Raw genomic sequence first — 19793 nt, 5'->3', positions numbered from 1 at the left:
CTGACAATAAGAACAGATCTGTAACCGAAGTCATCTAGTTTTTTAGAAAAAAGCATCTCACAAGTGTTATAGAGTATGGTATTATAATGAATTATAAACGAGAAAAAAGGGGTTTGAGTATGGAAGGTTTTATGGAATGGGTATTGGAGGCTAATGCATTTGTAAATGATTTGGTCTGGGGATGGCCGCTATTATTATTGATTTTCGGAACAGGGATTTTTCTGACAACTTATACGCGATTTATTACAATCACGAAATTTGGGTATGTGATCAAAGAGACATTTTTCAAGATGTTCAAGCAGGATCAACTGGGTGAAGGAGAAGTTACGGCCTTTCAAGCGGTCTCGACGGCTTTAGCTGCAACGGTTGGTACAGGAAATATCGCCGGTGTGGGTACGGCGATTGCAATCGGCGGTCCGGGGGCTGTGTTCTGGATGTGGATCGCTGCAACATTTGGAATGGCAACGAAATACGGGGAAGTCGTGTTGTCTATCAAATACAGAGAAAAGACAGAAGATGGCCGATTTGTCGGTGGTCCGATGTATTACTTAAGCAAGGGTGCCAACATGAAATGGCTCGCAGTACTTTTTGCGATTTTCGGAACGCTTGCGACCTTTGGAATTGGAAACATGGTTCAGTCTAACTCGGTTGCGGATTCTCTAAACGCTACATTTGGAATCAGTCCGTTACTTACAGGAATCGTGCTGGCCGTATTAGTAGCGCTGGTGATTCTTGGCGGGATCAAATCGATCGGGAAAGTAACCGAAATTATCGTACCGTTTATGGCCGCTATTTATCTGATTGGTGGACTGGGCATTATTTTGTTGAATATTCAATTAATACCAGAAGCATTTAGAATTATTTTCCATGATGCCTTTACAGGTTCAGCGGCAACCGGTGGATTTGTCGGCTCTTCGATTATGCTGTCGATTCGCTATGGTGTTGCTCGAGGCGTATTTACCAATGAAGCTGGTCTTGGGAGTGCACCGATTGCCCACGCTGCTGCAACTACGGATCATCCTGTGAGACAAGGGTTGTGGGGTATCTTTGAAGTCTTTGCAGATACGATTGTTTTATGTACCATCACTGCGCTGGTTATCGTGATGACAGGTGCCTGGGACACAGGGCTAGACGGCGCACCACTGACAACGGCAGCATTTGAAAAAGGATTTGCGTATGGAGGCTATATTGTAACCTTTGGTTTAATTTTCTTTGCCTTTTCTACTTTACTGGGATGGTCGTATTATGGAGAACGCTGTATGGAATATCTGTTTGGTGCAAAATCTATTATCATCTATCGCATTGTTTATCTGCCCTTGATCGTGGTAGGAGCAGTCGGCGGTCTTCGAGTTGTCTGGGATCTGGCGGATACGCTGAATGGACTGATGGCATTGCCTAACTTAGTGGGGTTGCTGATCCTAAGTCCAGTAATCGTTAAGTCTACAAAAGAGTATTTTGGGAAAGATGGAATCTATGAAAAAGAAAAGAATCAAATAGAATAGAATGGCTGATTCATTCAGCTGACAATTAAAAGGAACTCTTTTGAAGATGTCTTGAAAGCAAGCGAAGAAGAAAAAGAGACTTTGTAATCAGAAGTATTGAATGGTCGCTGGTTTAGCGGGCGATTGGATGAGCAGTACGGAAATACGTTAAAGTTTGATGAAAAAAAATAATCAGAAAACTTTATAGCGATGAATGACCTCAAAAAGATTTCTTTTTTGAGGTCATTTCCTTAGTTTAAATTATCCACGATAGGAACAATGTAGTGAAAGCCTATAAGTTAGGATGATCAAACTGTTTGACTTCAACTCAATCGTTCAATTATTTTCTTATATGTCTAATAACATTAAAGCAGAATATTAGGAAACCTCCCTATTAAAATGCGAAAGGATTTGTTGAAATTCTTAAAAGCCTTGGCTTCCGCAAATTTCTTAACAACGACTACTGACGTTGTTGGATTTTTCTTGTTTCTAGGGTTAGCGAAACTATTTTTACCTCTATTAATATAAGATCAAAATAAACAAAATCCAGAACTTAGTTACGATGTAAAATCAGATTTTAAAAAATCGATAAAAGACGGTAGTCAAAACAAGAAGCAAGTATGCATAAAAGTGTACTTGCTCTTTATTGTTCAATTAACGGAACTCCTTCTTCCTGATGTAGAATCTGAAATTTATTACTGAATGGTCATCATTTGAATGACGTGACTATCTATGATAGGGTATTTAAGGTGTTTCTTAAGTATAACCTTTATAGAGAAGATTCAGGTTACTATTTATTAATAGCAAATAAATTGAAGAAGCACTAAAATATAGGAGGAAAAAAATGAGTAAAGGAAAGTATCGTAAAAGTTTGACAATATTACCTGTTTCATTAGTATTATTAGGTTGTGAAACAGGAGATGCTGAAGAGCAGTCCGTTGATGTAGGGGAAGCAGTGGAGTATACACTCACTGGAATCGAACCCGGTTCAGGGACTAACGATTTAGCAATTGATATGTTAGATGACTACGATAACTTAGAAGACTGGGAAGTACAGGGAAGTTCAACGGCAGGTATGGTTACCTCACTTGATCAGGCGATTAAAAGAGAAAAGCCGATTATCGTGACAGCATGGACACCCCATTGGATTTTTGAAGAGTATGATTTAAAAATGTTAGAAGATCCTAAAAATTCTCTTGGCGAAGAAGAATTTATTGAAACGATTGCCAGAAAAGGATTAGCTGAAGAAAAGCCAAATGCGTACGCTATATTAGATAACTTTAACTGGGAAATAGAGGATATTCAGCAAGTCATGCTTGCAGCTCAATATGTTCCTTTTGAAGAAGCTTCAGCAACCTGGGTAGATGAAAATAGAGACCTTGTAGAAGAGTGGACCGAGGGCAGTGAAACCGTTGACGGAGAACCGCTGCATTTAATTTCAACACCTTGGGATACAGAACGCTCCTCTTCACATGTTATGAAAGTCGTTCTGGAAGAACTGGGTTATGATGTTGACATTACAACAGTTGATCCCGTCATAATGTTTCAAGCGCTGGCCACCGGTGAAGGAGATGCCAGTTTAGCAGCCTGGCTGCCAATTACTTTCGGAAGTTACTATGAAGAATTTGAAAGTCAGATTGACAATTTAGGACCAAACATGTCCGGGGCACTGAATGGACTAGCCGTTCCGGCATATATGGATGTTGACTCTGTCGAAGATCTTCCAGAAATGGAATAAAAGAAGAAATAGACTCGTATACTTTTACTGAACGATTCAGCAAAAGTATACGAGTTTTTAAAATGGTTAGAGACTGATTTTAACTTCAGCTAGTTAAAAGAAAGTGAATGAACATAATCAAACAAAAGGGGAGTGAGAAAATTAATAAATTTTTACTATACTTATATGCGACTTATATGAAGACGTTGTAGTTTCTTTACTTGAATAAAAATTGCACGTAGTCTGTCTCCGCTCAATAACGCGCCAGATATTAATACAGCAAGAATCGTTGCAGCGAAAGCAAAATTCCGGACACCACTGATGAAATGATAGGCTGTAAAAAAAGTAGATAGGTAAATCAGTACGATAAATAAAAGACTTATAGAGAAAATTTTTCCTATGCGTGTAAAAAAGAGTTCATCGTTGCGCCTCCTCGTAATGTTTGTATATGTATGAGTTTATATGTTTATAGTACACTATCTGTGGAATACACGGTAAATGTTTAACTTAGAAGAAAAGAGGGGCTCAAGTAAAAGTGAATTTACTCAAATTATAACTCAAAAAAAACAGGTACCCATTGTGTACCTGTTTCTTAACAATATTATTCAATAAAATCCTTTCTATAATCAATCTCTTCTATCGTATTGAGGGCTTCTTCGATTTCGGGAAGGATTTTTTCATACCATCCTAGTCGATTTATACGCATCAGAACACCTACCGCATGTGGATAGGGGTCAACTTGCTCCCAATAGGCTTGCTGCTTGAGCATCTGCTCCTTCAGCTCCTCGAAATACTGCTTTACTTCACGTGTCGTTACTTCCATTACTGAACCTCTCCTTTTATTGTTTGCAATAAAAAAAGCGCCACTTAGTAATTTAGAAGTGTTCGCCTGAATGGTTGTCTTATTTTCCAAGTTCACACTTGTTGGATGTAGCACCGTGCCAAAAGGTCGGTTGCTGAAGCTTCATCGGGCCAATTCCCTCCGCTTGCTCTTAATAAGCTTTGCTATTCTATTGTACCGATATCGTACCATAGTTTGGAAGATGAATCTATAAGTAAGTCACTATTAGAGAATCAGTATTATAAAATGAGCCGCAAGATTAAGCATTAAAGACAATACAATTAAAAAGCCTCTTTCACTAAATAGATATAGTGGAAGAGACTCTTTTTTTATTACAACTAAACGACCTTTGCTCCAAGTGTATTCTTAAAGTGTCTGAGTGCCCATTCATGTCCGGCTTGATCGAAACTGGCTACGGCGTCTTGGTGAACCACGATGGAAAAGCCTTTGTTATAAGCATCGACTGCAGTATGCAGTACGCAGATATCTGTACAGACACCGATCAAATGAACTTCGGTAATGCCGCGTTCTCGTAATTTGATTTCCAAATCTGTGCCATTGAAGGCACTGTAACGTCCTTTGTCTGTATAGTAGACCGTGTCAGAGGACTTGATATCTTGAAAGCAGGCTTCCAAGTCACCGTAAAGCAGTCGCCCATCTGTTCCTTCAAGATTATGAGGAGGGAACAGGTTGTTTTCAGGATGATAGGGATCCTGTTCGGTGTGTTTATCAATCGCAAAGGCTACGTAATCCCCTGCTTCAAAAAATTCCTTCGTTAATGCCAACACTCTATCGTGTATTTTCTGCCCGGGTTCCCCACAAGTCAGTGCCCCGTCCTCAGCAACAAAATCGTTTGTATAGTCAATATTTATTAAAGCCTTCATGTTTACACAGATCCTTTCTGATCACTTTTTTTAAGCCATTTCTAATTTGAATCGGTTTTATGCTCGAAAACGTCAAAGTAAATCCTGACGTCAACTCATCAAATTTCTGATAGGGGAATCAATAAGTATAGTGTACACTAGAAACTGAAAGATACAAAGCTTTGTACAGCAGGATGTCAGACCATATTTCAGGCGCAATCGGTCAGTAATGAAAATAATGTTTGACAACAAATAGGGAACTTGCTATTATAAATGAAAATTAGATATTCATTAGAGAGAGTGGGAATACTCTTTCGAACACGATGAAGAGAAGAGTACATGTTGTAGTAAGCTCATAGAGAGCCCTTGCTGGTGGAAGAGGGCAGCCGAAAAGAAATGGAAGATGGTCTTGGAGTGTCAACGGTCGAGGGTTCATGGAACTTCAGACGGTTACGGGTGCGCCCGCTAAAGCGCGACAGTATCAGTAGGTCCAATGTTTGGCCGAACGCACTGCTGAAGGCAATAGCTGCGAAGCTGTTGCGAAACAAGGTGGTAACACGAGAGTAGATAACTTTCCGTCCTTTCACAAAGCTTATTTGTGTGAGGGCGGATTTTTTTATAGAAAAAATTGGAGGAATAGCAGATGTCATTAGTTGTAAGAACAGGTCCTCAAGAGTATGAATGCAGCGCAGGGGTACTGGATGCGCTAAGCGAAAGAGTAAAAGAACGCGGTATCCAGAAAGTGGTCATCGTTCATGGAACAACCTCTTGGAAAGTCGCTCAACCCTATCTATCAGCGTTTCTGGAAAGTGAAATTGAAATCGAGTTGAGTGCCTTCAATGGAGAGTGTACGTATGAAGAAGTTGAGCGTATTGCAGAACTTGCCGTTCAGGTAGAAGCGGACGCCATTATTGGAGTTGGCGGCGGGAAATTGCTGGACACAGTCAAATATTCAGCGGACAAGGTACAAGGTATCTATTCTATTTTAATTCCAACGCTGGCGAGCAATTGTGCACCTTGGACACCGTTGAGTGTCATGTATTCAGCTGATGGTGTCTGTCTTGGATATGACTTCCACAAAGAGCAAGTCGGACTTTTATTGATTGAGCCGAAGCTGGTACTTGATTCTCCGGTTAATTACTTTATTGCTGGAGTAGCTGATACATTAGCTAAGTGGTATGAATCAGATTTGATTTTGTCTCAGCCGGAACATCAGACAGATGCATTCCTGATGATGGCTCGCTCAGCAGCTCTGCACTGCAGAGATAACATCGTTCAGCACGGCCAGCAAGCCGTCGCTGATATCCAGTCACAGACTCTGACGCCCGCTTTTATTCAGATTGTTGAAACTATCATTTCAATCAGCGGATTGGTAGGCGGACTGGGAGATGCATATGCTCGTACGACAGTGGGACACGCTGTCCACGATAAACTCACCGTTTTCCCGGAAACACATGATTACCTTCATGGTGAAAAAGTAGCATATGGTGTACTGGTCCAACTCGCGGTCGAAAACAAATGGTCTGAGATCGATCAGCTGTTTACGTTCTATAATGCATTGAACCTGCCGAAGTCGCTGGCGGATCTTAAGTTAAGCGGTCTGACAGCTGATCAAGTCGAACAATTTGCAGGAAAAGTTGTACAGGATGATGCAGTGGTCAAGTCAGGATATCCTGCGACACAAAATGGTTTAGTCCAAGCAATTGTTGAATTAGAGGATTATATAGAGAAAAAAACAGAAAAACTGAGATTGAGGGATGAGAAATGGGCGATTTTGCAAAGTCGGAAATGCTGAAACGACTGCCCAGGCAGTATTTTTCTTATTTAGCAAAACGAAAAAATGAACTCAAGGCGCAGTATGAAGATATCATTGATCTAGGCGTCGGGAATCCGGATCTGCCGGCGCCAGAGTTTATTGTGGAAGAACTGAAAGCGGCGGCTGATGATCCGATCAATGACCAGTACGGCCCGGCAACTGGGTTCGATTACTTGAAAGAAGCCGTAGCTGAATACTATCTTCGGGAGTATGGCGTCGAGCTGGATCCGAAGACAGAAGTAGCGATTTTACATGGCTCAAAAGCAGGTGTTGTGGAAGTCAGTCAATGTTTACTGAATCCAGGAGACACCGTGCTCTTGCCGAATCCATCCTATCCTGATTATCTGTCCGGTATCGGACTGGCGGGTGCAAAGATCGCTGAATTGCCGCTGCTGGAAGCAAATTTGTTTTTACCGCAGTATGGTCAGGTGGATGAACAGACTGCGGAGGCAGCGAAGCTGTTGTTTCTGAACTATCCGAACAATCCGACTTCAGCCGTTGCCACGCCTGAATTTTTCGCTGAGACAGTGGCATTTGCGAAGCAGCATCATATCTGTGTAGCGCAGGACTTTGCGTATGGAACGATTGGATTTGACGGAGAGCGTCCCTTGAGTTTTCTGCAGACGCCAGGTGCAAAAGAGGTCGGGGTAGAATTTTTCACCTTATCCAAGTCGCATAACATGGCAGGATGGAGAATGGGGTTCGCTGTCGGAAATGCGTCGGTTATCGAAAGCCTAAATCTGCTGCAAGACCATATTGGGTGCGGCTACTACGGCGGGATTCAAAGAGCAGCCGCAAAAGCACTGACAGGCGATCAGTCTTCTGTACGGAACCTGACGGCAACCTACGAAAGACGCAGAGATCTCTTTTTAAAAGAACTAGAATCGACAGCGTTCAAATTCAACAAACCAAAAGGATCGTTTTACATTTGGCTGAAAGCGCCGGAAGGATTTAGTTCAGAAGAATTTATGGAATACTTGGCAAGAGAAGTACAAGTTCTGGTTGCGCCTGGAGATGGTTTTGGGAGTCTGGGAGCAGGGTACGTCCGGATCAGCTTAGCGCATTCGGAAGAACGGTTGATTGAAGCAGCGAAAAGACTTGCTCAATTAAAAATATAGGCTTACACCATTAACAGAAATGAAAAACCAGTGATTAAAAAGGGAGAAAAGAAGATGAAAAAAGTATGGGGATTTGTAACAACAGCAGCGATTGGGGCAATTTTAACAGGATGCGGTGGACAAGATGCCAGTTCTGAAGAAGCGGAAGGATTATTGAGTGACGGGGTGTTGACAGTGGGTGTGACTGCCGGACCGCATGAAGATATTCTAAATGAAGTCAAAAAAATCGCAGAAGAAGATGGAATGGAAATCGAAGTGGTTCCCTTTAGTGATTTTGTGCAGCCAAATACTGCATTAGCAGAAGGAGAGCTGGACATCAACTCGTTCCAGACAGGCATTTTCTTAGATACGGTTGTAGAAGAAAGCGGATATGACTTAACGAAGATAGAACCGACACTAACGATACCAATGGGCATTTATTCTGAAAAATACGATGATGTCAGTGAAATACAAGAAGGAGATGTTATCGGCATCCCGAACTCGCCTACTCAAGAAGGTCGCGCACTGCAACTGTTCGAAGAAGCGGAGCTGATTACGCTGCCTGAAGGGTCAGGCGTTGAAGTGACCATTGATGATATTGTAGATAATCCACTGAACTTAGACTTTATTGCTTCGGAAGCTGCTCAATTACCTGCCCAACTACAAGACGTGGGTGCTGCCGGTATTAATTCAAACTTTATCCTGGATGCAGGAATCAACCCTGAAGAATACGGTATATTCATGGAAAATGTGGATGATCTATTTCAGGCAAACTATATCGTCTCCAGAACAGAAGACAAAGACGATGAAGCTTTGGCACAATTTGTTGAATACTATAAAACTCCAGAGATCAAACAATTCATTGAAGAGGAATTTAAAGGTGCTTTAGTACCGGCTTGGTAAATCACCTGAAGTAATGACTAATTTTAAAAGGTATCTTTCTGTTTTCGGAAAGGTACCTTTTTATTTAGGGTTAATAAAAGAGAAAATGAAGTCGGCTTCAAATTGTCCGTTACTATATTAAGATTTGCACTTAACTTCGAAATTTTGCAGAGTGAACGAGAAAGGTAACGAACGTGGCACATAAAGATTTGGAAAGGAAAAGCGATGAATTTGAAGAGCTGAAGCAGTTGTTATGGGAAGAGTAGGATATTGAGAGAGTGCAGAGAATCAAAGGGCACAAAGTTAATGATCAGAATTTGCCATATGACTATGTCCCTTTACAAGTTGAATAGGATTCTCCAAAAATCCAGCTAGATTTTACAGAAAAAATAATCAGTACCACGATTCTAATCAAGGAAAGTCTTTAAACCCCTTTAGACAGTAAATAGCCGGTGTACTATGATCAATCAGCAACAATAGAAACAGCTGTTCATTCATCACGTAAAAGGAAGGTTGTTCTAATAGACGGTTTGTTTATAAAATTTATTTCCTGCATTGTCGGTCGCAGTCCCTTCCTGTATAGTGAAATTAAAGAGAGTGGAGGTACTGAAATGAAAAATGTCATTGCCGGAGAAAAGATTTACTTTACCCATTTTTATGAAGAAGATTTTGAGTTCCTGGCTGAGTATCAATGGGACAATGAATTCCTGAGACATCTGACGTGGGACACATTTCACCCATGGAATGTAGAAACATGGAAAACGTTTGAAGGAGACCCGAACGATAATGAACGATTCATGTTTGCGGTTAGAGATCTTACTACAGAAACGTTTATAGGCTGGGTAGCGCTATCTGACGTGCAGCTGAAGAATAGAGGCGCAGAGCTCAGTTTAGCGATCGTTCCACAAACCAATCGAAGACAAGGATTTGCGACGGATGCATTGAACACGATCTGCCGATTTGCTTTTTACGAACTGGGACTGCATAAAATCCGCTTGTCCGTCCACAGCAACAACGAAGCAGCGATCAAGCTTTACGAGAAAATCGGCTTTCAAAGAGAAGGCGTTGACCGAGAAGGCCTGTTCCAGGATGGGAAATGGCTGGATGTTTATTACTATGGGCTGCTGTTGACTGACTGGAATGATTCATAAAAAGATAAAGAATACATGCTGACTTTGAAAACTAAGAAAAATAGAGTGATTTTGTATGTAGATATACATGGAAATAAAGAAGACAGCAGCAGATTCGGTTGCTGTCTTCTTTGATAGAGCGAGTGAATAGTTCTTTTCTTTACGCATTAAACGACCGCATATTAGAATAATAATGAGTCTACAATCTCCCTATGATACAGCACTTTTTTAGGAAGTGGATTGTCGAAAAACAGTTTTTTTCTGGAGAAAGGTGTTTGATCGAATAGAAAATGAAAAGGGATTTCTTTCTAAAACTCTTTTTCAAAATGAGTAAAACTCAAGCGGAATCCATTTGTCTGAGCGCCAAACTTTTTCCCTTCTAGTACTATTACGTTTTTATCGAGTAGTTCATATAATATTTTCTCTACTTCTTCTCTTGTTTTGTTTGAAAACTGGCAGTACAAGTGAAATCCGCCTTTAGAAGGAGAAAAGGCAATGTCTGATCCGAACTCTTTTTGCAACCAGGTCTCCAAGTTGCGAGCTCTGTTTGCCAGTGTCTTTCTGATGTTCTGCTGATGTTCTTCCATTTCCGTTCTAAGAAAATGATCGGCCATAAACTGCGGAAGAAAACTGAGTTCTGAATCGATCTGAATCCGGATATCGGCAAGGCTTTTCATTACGGTTCGGGGACCAACCATCCAGCCGATCCGTAAATGATTTCCGGCTAATTTGGAGAGAGTGCCTAGGTAAATGATCTGGTCCGCCTGATCCATTTTCTTCAATGGAGAAGTATCCACTGATTGATCAAAAGCGAGACCGCCGTAAGCATCGTCCTCTACGATTGGGATCCGCTTCATCATGCAATAGTCTAGGATCTGAGATTTTCGCTTAGGGCTCATTACCCGGCCGGTCGGGTTTTGAAAAATCGGATTCAAAAAAATCATCTTCAACGGATAATTCAAAGAAGCTTCCTGCAATCCCTTAAGGGTCATGCCTTCTGCATCCATTGAAATCGGCACGATGCGCAGTCCGGCTGCTTGAAATAAACGAAGGGAATAAAAATAAGAAGGGGATTCTATTCCAACAGCATCGCCCGGTTTCAGCAGACCTTGAGAGATTAAAAATAGTGCATTCTGGGTGCCGGAAGTGATCAGAATTTCTTCCAAAGGAACCTCCATTTCATAGGTTTTCTTCAAGTAAGTTTGAACACTTTCTCTTAAAGAATAGATACCGCTATGCATGGGGATTTGTTCTTTTTCTTGCTGGATCAGTTCTTTCCAGGAGAGATCGGGCGACTGAAGCTCCGGCAGCAATTCTGCAGGCAAAATTCCTTTAGACAGATCCATGACTTTTCCTTTTCGATCTTTCAAAAGCCGTGCAGCGGTTTGTTCATATTTTGTCTTTTTATTCAGTGTTTCTGTGGTTAGTGACGTGCCCCAGTTGATCAAAGGCTTCATCTGCAGTCCCCATTTGTCCGGGTTTACAAAGGTACCGCTTCCTTTCTTCCGGGTCAGTACACCTTGAGCAGTCAATTCTTCCATAGCTCGTATGACGGTAGAACGGTTCACATTCAAAGCCTCTGCTAGTTTTCTTTCAGCCGGCAGCCGGGTTCCGGGCTGCAATTCACCGGACCGGATTTTTTCTTCTGTTAATTTCATAATTTCCTGATAGATCGGCAGAGATCGGTCTCTTTGTATTTTCCAATTATCGATATCAAATCCTCCTTTAGTCAGATTTCACTTATTATATCATAAATTGGATGGGTTAACTCTAGTCCAATTGGATGTAGCCCAATCTTTTTTTCATGCGTATACTTTCTATCGTTAGAGAATAATATAAAAAAAGAAAAACTTAGAAAAGTTGGGGGATTAATTATGGGTGAAAGAATCATCGGAAGCGAAAAAGTTAAACGCGGAATGGCGCAAATGCAAAAAGGCGGTGTCATCATGGATGTGGTCAATGCGGAACAGGCTAGAATAGCAGAAGCTGCAGGAGCTGTTGCGGTCATGGCGTTGGAACGTGTACCTTCTGATATACGAAAAGCAGGCGGCGTTGCGCGTATGGCCGATCCTACTGTTATTGAAGAAGTCATGAATGTCGTAAGTATACCGGTCATGGCTAAAGTCCGTATCGGACATGTTTCGGAAGCCCGTATCCTAGAAGCGATGGGCGTGGATTACATCGATGAAAGCGAAGTGCTGACGCCGGCAGATGAGGAATATCACTTGCTGAAATCTGACTATGTCGTACCTTTCGTTTGCGGCTGCCGAGATTTGGGAGAAGCGTTGCGCCGTATTGGCGAAGGAGCTTCTATGCTCAGAACTAAAGGAGAGCCTGGAACTGGAAATATCGTTGAAGCGGTGCGTCATATGCGCAAAGTAAACAGCCAGATCCAGATTCTGTCCGGCAAATCAAATGATGAACTGATGACGTTTGCCAGAGACTTGGGTGCGCCGTACGAATTAGTAAAAGAAGTCAAAGAATTAGGGAAATTGCCGGTTGTCAACTTTGCTGCTGGTGGGGTGGCGACACCAGCTGATGCTGCATTGATGATGAGCCTTGGAGCGGATGGTGTATTTGTCGGTTCGGGAATTTTCAAATCCGAATCACCAGAAAAATTTGCACGGGCGATCGTTCAGGCAACGACAAATTATGAAGATTACGAATTATTGGCTGAACTTTCTAAAGGGTTAGGTGAACCGATGAAAGGAATCGAGATCAGCCACCTTCAAGAAGCTGAACGCATGCAGGATAGAGGATGGTAGGCATGATAAAAACAGTCGGTGTCTTAGATCTGCAGGGAGCTGTTACAGAACATCTCTTTGCTTTAAGCAGTTTGGGGGTGCAGGCAGTATCTGTTAAGAAATCTGAAGACTTCGATGGATTAGATGGCTTGATCATTCCCGGCGGAGAATCAACGGCAATCGGCCGATTGATCCGTGAACAAGGACTGGAAAGCCGCCTGCGCACTTTTCATAAAGAAGGAAAAGCCATTTTCGGAACCTGCGCAGGTCTCATACTCTGCAGTACAGACGAAAGCCGCGATACTGAAGATTTGCGTCTAGGATTTATTGATATGGAAGTCGAACGAAACGGTTTTGGAAGACAAGCAGCCAGCTTTGAGACTGCCCTTCAGTTTGAGGGGATTGCTCAGGAAGTCGAAGCTGTATTTATCCGTGCGCCTTATATTCAGTCGGTCGGATCTGGCGTTAAAGTGCTCGCTTCTATTGATCAGAAAATCGTTGCCGCAGAGCAGGGGAATGTTCTAGTGACGGCTCATCATCCGGAATTAACAGAAGATTACGCTGTCTTGAATTACTTTTTAAATAAAATTCAGTGAGGTTACTACGATTAGGGTAAATGAATCTAGTTGGTTGTTTATTTCAATTTCGAGATTTATACTTAAAAGAGAAACGTCAAAAACGTTAAAACAGAAAGTGTAAGTCATCTTGAAAGGAGCCAACCATGGGATTACTAGTAAAAGGAAAATGGCATGACAAATGGGATTATAACAATGATGAGGGCGAATTTATTCGTCAGGAGTCGCAATTTAGAAATTGGATCACACAAGACGGCAGTGCTGGGCCGACAGGAGAAGGCGGGTTCAAGGCTGAGCCGAACCGCTATCATCTTTATGTCTCTCTAGCTTGTCCTTGGGCGAGTCGTGCGCTGATTATGCGCAGCCTTAAAGGACTGGAGGATATGATTTCAATCTCTGTTGTAAATCCGTTGATGCTGGAAAACGGGTGGACATTTGAACCGGGAGAAGGAGTTATTCCAGATCCGGTCATGGATGCGAACTATCTGCATGAAATCTACACGAAAGTCGATCCGAATTACAGCGGACGTGTGACGGTACCGACGTTGTATGACTTAAAGCAGGATACCATTGTCAATAATGAATCCTCAGATATCATGCGAATGCTTAATTCTGCCTTTGATGAAGTCGGGGCAAATAACAAAGACTATCTGCCGGAAGACTTACTGGATGAAATTGACGAGATCAATGATATTGTATACGGGACAATCAATAACGGAGTCTACAAGACTGGATTTGCGACAAGTCAGGACGTTTATGAAAGAGAAGTCACGACTTTATTTGAGGCGCTGGATAAGATAGAAGCACGCTTAGAAAACAGCCGCTTTTTAGTTGGTGACCAGATCACAGAAGCTGACTGGCGTTTATTCACGACCTTGATTCGTTTTGACAGTGCTTATTATGGTCATTTTAAATGTAATATCCGTCGTCTCGTGGATTACAAAAATCTATGGCGTTATACGCGGGAACTGTATAACGAACCAGGCGTCAAAAAAACAGTCGATTTCCATCACATTAAGCAGCACTACTATCGCAGCCATAAACAGATCAATCCAAACGGTATCGTACCAAAAGGGCCGGAGCTGGATTTTAGTTTAGATGATTAAATAGATCGTGAAAAGGTATCTTTCTGTTTCAGGAAAGATACCTTTTCATGTTAGAATTCGGACAAGCAAGAGTTTACTGGAAAGGGATGAAAAAATAAATGATCAAAACCGTCTTATTTGATATGAATGAAACGCTGCTGAATCTAAGCTTATTGAAAGAAAATTTTGAAAAACATTTTGCGGACCCGACTGTTCCCAAGTATTGGTTTGCCAAGGTATTACACTATTCTGCGGTCATGGGCGCAATGGACGAGTATGTCGATTTCGGAAAACTATCAGAAGCAGCTTTAGAAAGTTTGTTTCTAGAGAAAGGAAAAGAACTGACAGAGGAAATCAAGACAGATATATTAGGGTCATTTAAAAAACTTCCGGCATATGATGACGTACCGGAAGCATTAAGATTGCTGAAAGAACAGGATATCAAAGTCATTGCTGTAACAAATTCCTCTAATGAAATGGTTAAAGAGCAGCTGACAAACGCCAGGCTCATCGAATTGTTTGATTCGTATTACTCGGTGGATGCCGTACAGAAATATAAACCGTTCAAAGATATCTATCAGTATGTATTGAAAGAAGAAAACGCTACGGCAGAGGAAACGGTCATGGTCGCCACTCACGATTGGGACTTGTTCGGGGCTAAGAGAGCAGGGCTGACGACAGCTTACATTGACCGCAAAAAAGATCAGTACAATCCCTATTATTCACAACCAGATTTTTCCCATCATCATTTAGTAAGCTTGGTGGAAGAAATGATTGAGAAGAATCAATAGCAAACATTTTTAAAGCAAAGATAACAGTTCATTTCGGACTGCTATCTTTGTTTTTTAGTGCATTCACTTCAGCAACTTATAATAGCAATTCCCGTCTTTATAAACACCGAAAGGGTCTTGTGAATAGGCCGGAATTTCTCCATATAGAACGAATCCTGCCGATTGGTATAGACCATTTGCCAAACTGTCTTTTTCTGTATCGAGCAGCAGCAGGGTCCTTCCTTCTTGTTCTGCGATCTGCAATACATAGTGCAGTAACGTTTTGGCGACTCCTTTTCTGCGAGCGTTTGGATGGGTCATGAGTTTAGCAATTTCTGCTCGGTGCTGGCCGTTTTCTTTGTCGCTCAGATGCAGCTGGACCGTGCCTACAATTTTATCATCCAATATAGCAATGAATAGTCGAACATTTTCTGTTAGTACATTGCTCCAGTAATGGATAGCCGTTTCATATTGCATGGGATGCAGAAAGTTCATCGAAGCACCATCTGCAACAACTTCCTGGAAAAGGCGAGCTAACTCGTCTTGATTCGTTTGGATTTCCGTTAGTTCTTTGATCTCAATCATCATCGTACTCCTTTCGTCTCTTTTTGATTATAAGTGATTAGAGGACAAAAGAAAGCAAAAAAAGCTGAGTTTACAATGAATCCGCTCACAATCTAAAGATTATCTAAAGCTGAGCATACAAACTTGACTTCTACCCGGGTCTAGGGTGTACACTCTTAGTTGTTAATGAAAACGGAGAAATGATTTTCAAAAAAAGGTGAATATGGAGGGACTTAGATGTCTGAAAAAGTAATTACATTACTGACAGAGGAACACTCCCCGGGTAAACAGACGATGAAAGCATTATATCATCAAGTACAAAAAAATGATGAGTTGCAGGAAGTAACGTATGAATTGAAAGTGTTAAATGATGAGAATCGACTTGAAATGATTTACTCTGATGTAGTGCTCGCAGATTATTTTCTAATCAAGGATGCCGACTATATGAGAAGGAGAGCTTTTCATGAGTCTATCTTTGATTTTATTAAAATGGGCGCCTTCAGCTCGCGAGACACACACCGATTAAATGAGCAAGTCTCACATCTGTTTGAAATGGATGATCAGCAAGTTCGTCATCTGAAAACAGCTGACTGGTCGCCTATCAACTATGTGGCAGCTGGTTAATGTTTTTGATTGTTCAATACAGTATAGTTCTCTCGATGAATGTATCAGGTTGGCAGCAGGCCGGGTATATTTGTCGGGAGATTTTTGTGTAATTTTACTAAGAATAGCGCTGATTTTTAGTATCTGAAACAGACGTTATGATAAACTGAAGTAACGACTTAAAAAGATCACCAGCAAAAGTGATCACCATACATAGTTATCACAATATTTACTTGAAAGGAGCATACCCTTGTACATCAACTCGATTACATTTCCGGATAATGATGCAGAGTCCGAGTATTTTATCTGCAAGGTAAAGCGAAAAGTATATACAACGTTTTACCCGTTTCAGGTGTTATCTAAACGACGCCTTGAGCGTCTGGACTTTGAGCCGATTACAATCTTATATGGCGGAAACGGATCTGGGAAGACGACGGCTTTAAATGTCATAGGCGAAAAAATAGCGGCAGAACGAGATGCTTTATACAATAAGTCATCTTTTTTTCCTGAATATCTAAAACTTTGTACAGTTGATTTTGCTTTTGAGCAGCCGGAATACAAGCGGATCATCACTAGCGATGATGTCTTTGATTATATTTTGACGCTGCGTTCAATCAATGAAGAGATCGACGATAAGCGTGAGGAGATGTTTGAAGATTATCTCAATACGAAGTATGCACAATTTCAGCTGAAGTCGCTGGAGGATTATGAACAGCTTAAAAAAATCAATGAGGCACGAAGAAAAACACAATCTAGATATGTAAGAGACCGTCTCATCAAAAACATTCGAGAGCAGTCCAATGGCGAAAGTGCCTTTTACTACTTCATAGAAAAGCTTGAAGAAGGAGGGCTTTATCTGCTGGATGAACCGGAAAACAGCCTGTCTCCAGAGAAACAGCTGGAGTTAAAACAGTATATCGAAGAATCCGCTCGTTTCTTCAACTGTCAATTTATTATTTCGACCCATTCACCGTTCCTGTTGTCTATACCGCACGCTAAGATTTATGACCTGGACACTGATCCCGTTGAGGTCAAAAAATGGACAGCGTTAAAAAACGTTCAGACGTATCAAAAGTTTTTTGAGCAGCATCGAGAGGCATTTTTAGAGGAATAAATCAATTCAGTCTCTATACAAAAATAATAAAAAGATTGCAATGATACGAGAAGTACAAACTATGATTTTACTCAAATCGAAGACCACAGCTCGCGCGATAAACAGCGATTAAACGAAAAAGTCTCATATCTGTTCGAAATGGATGATCAGCAGGTTTGTCATTTAAAGATTTTAGACTCGTTGCCGATTAGTTATGTGGCAGCTAGATAGATTTAAACCGTTCTATCAGTACATTCGAATATTTAAGTAATATCATTCTCTCAGTATGTAGAAACGATCACTTTAAGGACGTCTATTTGCTGAGAAATTTTTTGTTACGTCTTGGCTTTTCTTTCTCTATAAATCCATTTAGCATTTTGAGAAAAAATTCTCAGTTGATTGAGGCAGAAGGTGAAATTTTTAAGAAGATTTTTTCAATGTACTGATGAATCCGTATCTAAGCCCGATTCTGTCTTATAATAAGCAGTGAGGACAGTTTCTGTTCTTACAATTGAATAGAAAAGGAGATTACAGTGAATGATCAAGTTAGTCATAACAGATTTGGATGGAACCTTTTTAAATAGTCAGGGCAGTTTTGACCACGAACGCTATCAAAAAGCTCAGAGGCTGATGGATGAAAAAGGAGTTACATTTGCCATTTGTACGGGAAAGCAATGTGAGAGGGTAGAGGAACTTTTCGAAGAATCCGGTAGTGACCATTTATGGATATTAGGAGATAGTGCTACCCGTATTAAACATGCTGGAGAGTATGTGTATGAATCCCTTTTGCCAAACGATATAGGGAAAAGGATTATAAAAAAGCTGGAAGAGATAGCAGATGACCATGCCATTATTGCTTGTACTCCAACATCGGCATATATAAAAGATACGACGCCTGAAGCAGTTGTGGAAAAGATTAGAGGATCTTATACCAGAATCGAAAAAGTACCTGAATTTCAGCACATAGAAGAAGCGTTTGTAAAAATTACAATCTATGACCCCGTTTTGCGCTGTTATGATTCTGTTAAACAGTTGGTACAGTTTCAAGAGGATGCCTTTATTGTTGCATCCGAAGCAGCATGGATTGATATTGCCAATAAAGGTGTCCACAAAGGAACAACGGTCGCAGAACTACAAAAAATATTAGGAGCAGCAAGATCAGAAACAATGGTATTCGGAGATGGCTACAACGACCGGGAACTATTGGCTTCTGGAGACTACAGCTTTGCAATGCAAAATGCTTTTGATGAAGTCAAAGACATTGCCAATTATGTCACAAAATCAAATGATCAACAAGGTGTGCTGAAAGCAATCGAACAGTTCATTTCTTTACAAGAGCATTGAACACCTTTAGTAATTAAAAATCAATCACACCCTAGTTATTTAAGGGAGTGATTGATTTTTTGATAGTTTTTCAATTTAAAGTCTTTGTTTTTCTGATAATCTTTGTTGAATAGCAATGTGTATAAGGTATCCAGTACATAAAGTAAAGATAGCCGAGTAGAAAAAGAAGAGATTTTGTGATAATGGTTTTCGAGAGAAGAAAGAAAAAGTCGGTAATTCACTTTTCCTTCTAACTCAACGGCTTCCTCAGACGCAATCAATAAAATAGGAGTCTGATTTTCATTTAATATGGACAAAATATCGTGCACCATCGCACCTCGACCGCCGAAAGAAATGACAATAGCGAGGTGTTCGAAAGTACTATTTGCCGCAGTTAATCGCTGGATATACTCGTCTACAGGAACAGAGACTTGCTGCCCAATTTCCTGCATTTGAAACTGAAAGTTCTGAGCGAGAAAAATATTGGCAGAGGACGTATAAACATCGATAAATTTCGCGCGGGTTAAAGCGGATTCTAGAAGAGCTAAGTATTCAGGAGAGTTGAGATTAAGTGTATCATTTAGTGTTTCGGTATATACGGACTTTAACTTTCTCATGACTTGATAATGACTGTCTTCTTCAATGACTGGATAATTAATATCTATTTGAGAAGGGAATTCTTCTTGGTGCTCAAGGTCTTGCGCTAATTGTATTTTTAAATCATTTAATCCATTGAAATCTAGTTTATTCAATAAGCGGTAAATGGTTGATACAGAGACAAAGGCTTCTTTTGAAATCATAGTTGGATCATGCTGTATAATAAATTTAGGATTTTTAAGGATATAGTCTACTAAGGTTTGCTCGCTTGCTGTTAATGACTTTAACTGGTTAAGTTTTGCGAAAATCAAAGGAATACCTCCTAGTTGAGTATTTTAGAATACGGTTTTCGTTCTATTAGATTACTAAAACAGTTGTTACTTAGTATAACTTGCGCACCATAAAACATGATATACTATCATAGTAGAAAGTTAAGACGGTGGCTATCCGGAAGGTGGTGGTGCTTATGGAGATAAGTGCTGAAATCTTAGAAAGGAGAAGCCTTTTTGTCCATAGCTGATGCATTGCAGCTTATGATTGTTTCGGAGGTCTTTTGATTTCCTTAATTGGTCTTGTAGTTGCTCTGATCAAGCTGATTAATGACAGAAAAAA

The 19793-nt window shown here is 40.8% G+C and carries 18 protein-coding genes and 1 riboswitch; of the genes, 13 read left to right on the top strand and 5 right to left on the bottom strand.

Annotation, left to right across the window (positions count from 1 at the left end):
- Positions 1-119 precede the first annotated feature (119 nt).
- Together B6F02_RS10240 and B6F02_RS10235 are read left to right on the top strand one after the other, a co-directional pair.
- Complete coding sequence (locus B6F02_RS10240; protein WP_256864684.1) at positions 120-1502, top strand: alanine/glycine:cation symporter family protein; 1383 nt, start codon at positions 120-122, stop codon at positions 1500-1502.
- An 823-nt stretch (positions 1503-2325) separates the two neighbouring features.
- A complete protein-coding gene (locus B6F02_RS10235) occupies positions 2326-3219 on the top strand; it encodes a glycine betaine ABC transporter substrate-binding protein (protein ID WP_080147244.1) in 894 nt (297 codons plus the stop codon).
- 580 nt (positions 3220-3799) lie between these two features.
- Here the strand turns inward: B6F02_RS10235 and B6F02_RS10230 are convergent.
- Together B6F02_RS10230 and B6F02_RS10225 are read right to left on the bottom strand one after the other, a co-directional pair.
- Complete coding sequence (locus tag B6F02_RS10230) at positions 3800-4021, bottom strand: hypothetical protein (RefSeq protein ID WP_080147243.1); 222 nt, start codon at positions 4019-4021, stop codon at positions 3800-3802.
- 76 nt (positions 4022-4097) lie between these two features.
- Positions 4098-4200: riboswitch (SAM riboswitch) on the bottom strand.
- A 177-nt stretch (positions 4201-4377) separates the two neighbouring features.
- Positions 4378-4923, bottom strand: coding sequence for a cysteine hydrolase family protein (locus B6F02_RS10225; RefSeq protein ID WP_080147242.1), 546 nt, complete (start codon positions 4921-4923; stop codon positions 4378-4380).
- A gap of 622 nt (positions 4924-5545) precedes the next feature.
- Here B6F02_RS10225 and B6F02_RS10220 point away from each other — a divergent pair.
- The 4 genes from B6F02_RS10220 to B6F02_RS10205 all read left to right on the top strand — a co-directional run bounded on the left by B6F02_RS10220 (position 5546) and on the right by B6F02_RS10205 (position 9848).
- Positions 5546-6697 carry an iron-containing alcohol dehydrogenase family protein gene (locus tag B6F02_RS10220; RefSeq protein WP_080147241.1) on the top strand — a complete coding sequence of 384 codons (1152 nt, stop codon included), beginning with the start codon at positions 5546-5548 and terminating at the stop codon, positions 6695-6697.
- Positions 6667-7836, top strand: coding sequence for an aminotransferase class I/II-fold pyridoxal phosphate-dependent enzyme (locus tag B6F02_RS10215; RefSeq protein WP_080147240.1), 1170 nt, complete (start codon positions 6667-6669; stop codon positions 7834-7836). The genes B6F02_RS10220 and B6F02_RS10215 overlap by 31 nt, the downstream gene beginning before the upstream one ends.
- Before the next feature lie 54 nt (positions 7837-7890).
- Positions 7891-8718 carry a MetQ/NlpA family ABC transporter substrate-binding protein gene (locus B6F02_RS10210; RefSeq protein WP_080147239.1) on the top strand — a complete coding sequence of 276 codons (828 nt, stop codon included), beginning with the start codon at positions 7891-7893 and terminating at the stop codon, positions 8716-8718.
- 590 nt (positions 8719-9308) lie between these two features.
- Positions 9309-9848, top strand: coding sequence for a GNAT family N-acetyltransferase (locus B6F02_RS10205; protein WP_080147238.1), 540 nt, complete (start codon positions 9309-9311; stop codon positions 9846-9848).
- Positions 9849-10135: 287 nt separating this feature from the next.
- Here the strand turns inward: B6F02_RS10205 and B6F02_RS10200 are convergent, their stop codons facing one another.
- The gene (locus B6F02_RS10200) at positions 10136-11485 is read right to left on the bottom strand and encodes an aminotransferase-like domain-containing protein (RefSeq protein ID WP_080147237.1); all 1350 of its coding nucleotides are present in this window, start codon (positions 11483-11485) and stop codon (positions 10136-10138) included.
- 216 nt (positions 11486-11701) lie between these two features.
- Between B6F02_RS10200 and pdxS the strand changes: the two genes are divergently transcribed.
- From pdxS to B6F02_RS10180, 4 genes are all read left to right on the top strand, one after another.
- Complete coding sequence (gene pdxS, locus B6F02_RS10195; RefSeq protein WP_080147236.1) at positions 11702-12592, top strand: pyridoxal 5'-phosphate synthase lyase subunit PdxS; 891 nt, start codon at positions 11702-11704, stop codon at positions 12590-12592.
- 2 nt (positions 12593-12594) lie between these two features.
- Positions 12595-13167, top strand: a complete 573-nt coding sequence (pdxT, locus tag B6F02_RS10190; protein ID WP_080147235.1) for a pyridoxal 5'-phosphate synthase glutaminase subunit PdxT — start codon at positions 12595-12597, stop codon at positions 13165-13167.
- Positions 13168-13292: 125 nt separating this feature from the next.
- Positions 13293-14252 (top strand): glutathione S-transferase family protein, encoded by a 960-nt coding sequence (locus B6F02_RS10185; RefSeq protein WP_080147234.1) that lies wholly within the window; start codon positions 13293-13295, stop codon positions 14250-14252.
- A gap of 98 nt (positions 14253-14350) precedes the next feature.
- Positions 14351-15022: a haloacid dehalogenase type II gene (locus B6F02_RS10180; RefSeq protein ID WP_080147233.1), complete on the top strand. Its 672-nt coding sequence runs from the start codon at positions 14351-14353 to the stop codon at positions 15020-15022.
- 63 nt (positions 15023-15085) lie between these two features.
- On the opposite strand, the gene B6F02_RS10175 is transcribed toward B6F02_RS10180, so the two are convergent.
- Entirely contained in the window at positions 15086-15586 is a 501-nt protein-coding gene (locus B6F02_RS10175; RefSeq protein ID WP_179128572.1) for a GNAT family N-acetyltransferase, read from the bottom strand.
- 216 nt (positions 15587-15802) lie between these two features.
- Here B6F02_RS10175 and B6F02_RS10170 point away from each other — a divergent pair, with 216 nt between their 5' ends.
- From B6F02_RS10170 to B6F02_RS10160, 3 genes are all read left to right on the top strand, one after another.
- Positions 15803-16189, top strand: a complete 387-nt coding sequence (locus B6F02_RS10170) for a hypothetical protein (protein WP_080147231.1) — start codon at positions 15803-15805, stop codon at positions 16187-16189.
- Between the two features lie 229 nt (positions 16190-16418).
- Complete coding sequence (locus tag B6F02_RS10165; protein WP_080147230.1) at positions 16419-17282, top strand: AAA family ATPase; 864 nt, start codon at positions 16419-16421, stop codon at positions 17280-17282.
- 516 nt (positions 17283-17798) lie between these two features.
- A complete protein-coding gene (locus tag B6F02_RS10160; protein WP_080147229.1) occupies positions 17799-18605 on the top strand; it encodes an HAD family hydrolase in 807 nt (268 codons plus the stop codon).
- A gap of 35 nt (positions 18606-18640) precedes the next feature.
- Here B6F02_RS10160 and B6F02_RS10155 read toward each other — a convergent pair whose 3' ends face one another.
- Positions 18641-19492 (bottom strand): MurR/RpiR family transcriptional regulator, encoded by an 852-nt coding sequence (locus B6F02_RS10155; protein WP_080147228.1) that lies wholly within the window; start codon positions 19490-19492, stop codon positions 18641-18643.
- Positions 19493-19793: the final 301 nt, after the last annotated feature.

The sequence above is a fragment of the Marinilactibacillus piezotolerans genome (genome assembly GCF_900169305.1).
Lineage (GTDB): Bacteria > Bacillota > Bacilli > Lactobacillales > Carnobacteriaceae_A > Marinilactibacillus > Marinilactibacillus piezotolerans_A.
The sequence above is the reverse complement of the archived record's forward strand: the minus strand, read 5'-3'. Positions and strand labels throughout refer to the sequence as shown.